The sequence below is a fragment of the Candidatus Schekmanbacteria bacterium genome (assembly GCA_003695725.1).
Taxonomy (GTDB): domain Bacteria; phylum Schekmanbacteria; class GWA2-38-11; order GWA2-38-11; family J061; genus J061.
Genome location: RFHX01000358.1, coordinates 1 through 3323, shown reverse-complemented (window position 1 = coordinate 3323; position 3323 = coordinate 1). Strand labels below are relative to the sequence as shown.

At 34.4% G+C, this 3323-nt stretch carries 3 protein-coding genes; all 3 read right to left on the bottom strand.

Annotation, left to right across the window (positions count from 1 at the left end):
* Positions 1 to 271 precede the first annotated feature (271 nt).
* Positions 272 to 1000 carry a hypothetical protein gene (locus D6734_12950; GenBank protein ID RMF92144.1) on the bottom strand — a complete coding sequence of 243 codons (729 nt, stop codon included), beginning with the start codon at positions 998 to 1000 and terminating at the stop codon, positions 272 to 274.
* Positions 1001 to 1258: 258 nt separating this feature from the next.
* Positions 1259 to 2026, bottom strand: coding sequence for a hypothetical protein (locus D6734_12945; protein RMF92143.1), 768 nt, complete (start codon positions 2024 to 2026; stop codon positions 1259 to 1261).
* Between the two features lie 138 nt (positions 2027 to 2164).
* Positions 2165 to 3323: hypothetical protein (locus D6734_12940; protein RMF92142.1), on the bottom strand; the 1159-nt coding region annotated here is incomplete at its 5' end.

Genomic DNA, 3323 nt, shown 5'->3' with positions numbered 1-3323 from the left:
TAGGTAGTGATAAGTAAGAAAAAATCAAAAGATTTTCATTAATATAGAACAATAATTTTATTTCTTCCATATCTTAGGTGCAAAAAACTGAAAGTTTGATGGCGTTGTACTTTTGGGTATTATGGATATGCTGTCTTTTTTGCTGTTATTATTTCATTATAACGGTGAGTATAAGCGTAGTGCGGGATTTTAATGTACTTTACTTTCAATTTATAAAAATGTTTAATTATAGCTACTACGCCCATATTTAGCACATTGCCCAGCATTACGCTTATACATTGTTGTGTGTAGTGATTTGTTCATCAATAAATTTTTCAACCTCTTTTTCAGTCGGAAGCTTTATTTCGGAATACTCAATTTTTTTCCCTAATTCCTTTGCATTTGATAATTTTTTCCGAATGTTATCAATTTCTTCCTCTGTATGTGTTTTTGCAACAGTTTTTGGTTCAAAAGCATTAGGGTGCGGCAAATAAATAATTGGTATGTCATTAACACTATTTTTTCCCTTAAAATAATCACGAACAAAACTACCTATTCCAATAATAATTTGCGCTCCGCTTATTCCAATTCTTTCATTTAAAAAGCGTTTTGTACATTCAGGTAAAGCTTTTGCTACTCCTATTTGTTGGGATGACTTACAATGGACTAATTCTGTAATGCAGAAATCAATTCCAGGCTTAGCAGGTCTTAAAAGTAATTCTTCCACTCTCCTTTTTATACTTGACCAATATCTTACTGGTTTTTCTCTTGTTCCGTCTATTTTAAGAACTTTATTATTATATACCCAACTATATTTTGGACCTCTATCTTTGAATCTGTTTATAAAAAAGTCTGCAATAATTGGGTCAGGCCAGGCCAAAGTTGGATATAGTTCATCTTTTGAATACGAAGGATTTGAACTTATTATTAAAATGGGAGCATTAATCATATCACCATTCCAAGGTTCGGGTATTTGAAAATCATTATTTTTTTTTGCTCCTTGTGTTCGCTGAAAATTCACAATGTCATCACAAGGGTGGGAATAATTACGACTTTTAATTAATGTGCAAAAATTATTGCATTTTGCAATGTCGAATAATAGTTTTGGTATCATATCAATATGTTTTAAATAAATTTATTTATGGTTCTATTTGACGTTTTTTTATTGACGACTATTTCTCTTCATTACACACAACGTTTTGCGTGTTTGTGAAGTGCCAAAGGCATTTGGGTAAGTGAAGCGAACTGCAAACAAGCTGTTATGTGCCGTTGCATATCATTAGAACAATGTCTTTACTGCCTTTTCTACCCCGTCTACCAATTCTTGAACCTCTTCAATCGTGGGATCTCTATCCTTTGCGTGGCAACATAAATTTCGAATATCTCCTAATCTTTGAATCCAACGCCAAGTAGGGACATCTAATATACCTCCGTTTTTAAGTGAATCATTGTAGTCAGCTATGGTTGGGCTTTTCTTTTTAATGCTTATCTGGTGATTATTACATACTGTGGATAAATGATTTTCAAGCACGACTCCAGCCACTGTTCCAGCTGCTCTTAGGTGTTTTGCTTTCAATAATGATCTTGCCGCATCTATTTCATTATCGAAAAGGTCGGCTCTCAAAACACCCGTAATATCTGAAAGGATTGAGTCAAGACGAGCATAAGCAGACCTCAATATTGCCAATTGCTGTTGAAACTTTGAGATAAATGCAATTTCAGGATTAACAATCTCTTCTTTGTAAATACCACGCGTAACACTCAACCCCAATAAATAGTCACTAATCGTATAGGTAGTATAGTCAATTTCCTTACGCTTTTCTATTTTATACAATTCTTCAAATTCTTTAAGACGGTCGGGTATCAATTGTCTTACCACAGCAAGTGCCTTTGTATACCAATCTTGATATTCAAATGCAGAGACTTTCTGAATACTTTTCCCTTGTTTTTTAGGTTTTCCTTCCTTTTTCCCTGGTGCTAGAAAGGAAATACCTTGTTCCAGCAGAGTATTCAATTCTTTTCTTATTGCTTCTCTCGAATTAGTCATGATGTTACCTCATTTGTAATGCAATGGCACATAACGTTCTGAGCGTATCTGAAGTCCTGCGAAGCAGATTTTGGGCGGAGTGCCGATGGCACGTAGCCAGATACGCTTTGTTATCTGCTGTGGGAGATATAAATACCTTCATTTTGGAACATTAAACGCCATTATGGTCAAGATTATTTCCCTGTTTACATCTTGGGGTTGATGAAATATATAACTAAATATCGTTTCATTCTTCAATTTATCGCTTTTTAGATTCCATTCTCGCTTATAACAAGGATGTGCTTTAACAGTAGGGTTTATTTTATTCAGTACTGAGCTAAAATCCTGATTTTTATTGAATAACAAAATAGCTATCTTAGTATCTCTCCAACTTGTGTACCCCAACAACTGATCCATTGCTTCAATGAATTTCTTTTCACCTCTCCAGAACTTGCACTCAGCTATAAACACATTTTTACCTTCAATACGTATGAGAATATCTGTTTTGCCTCCATAGTTAAAGGTTTCTCCTGTAGCTTGTCCTTCATAATGTGCATTAAGCATCATCAAAAAGTGGTCACGAATTTCCTCCTCTTTAAGTTTAGAAAACGTTTGGGGGCTTCTTTCCATAACTGAAGCCATATTGTAAATCATCTCCAAGATATTTTCGTATTCTTCTAATGCTAAAACAGGTTCTGGCTTAAAAAGCTCTTTTGAAATCTTAGGCCGCTCGAATTTAAGTTTCTTTCGAATAGATGGAATTGTATAAGTCTCTGGCATATCTTTACGGCGTTTTATGGGAATTCCGAGGGAACTAATTAAATCAATATCATTAAGGAGTTTCTTTTTTCTTTGCGATACAAACTGCCTAACAAAGGGTTCAAGCGAACTATTGAAAGATTCAACATCTCGCTTAATCCATTCCAAATACCTTTTGATCTTGTTCAACTCCCGTTGATACTCTTGTTTAAGTCTTTCTGCATTATGTTCGACCATTTCATAGATTAAATGAATTTCTTCCCCTATAACCTTTCCACGTGGAGGATTAGAGGTAAATGTTGAAGGCTGATATTGGAACAGCTCTCCATCGCCTTCAAACGGGACAGCTATTATAATTTGTACGCCCTTTACATAAAATTGGCGATTTCTATCAAAAATAGCTCTTCTAGGGTCTCTGCTTACATCAATATCTACTTCTTTTTTACTGTAGACATAGATTTTATCTTCATAAATTTTGGGTGGTTTAAGAGAATATTTAGACACAAGATATTGGCAAAAATCCTCCTCACTCACATTAAGAATATAATTAGAATCATAC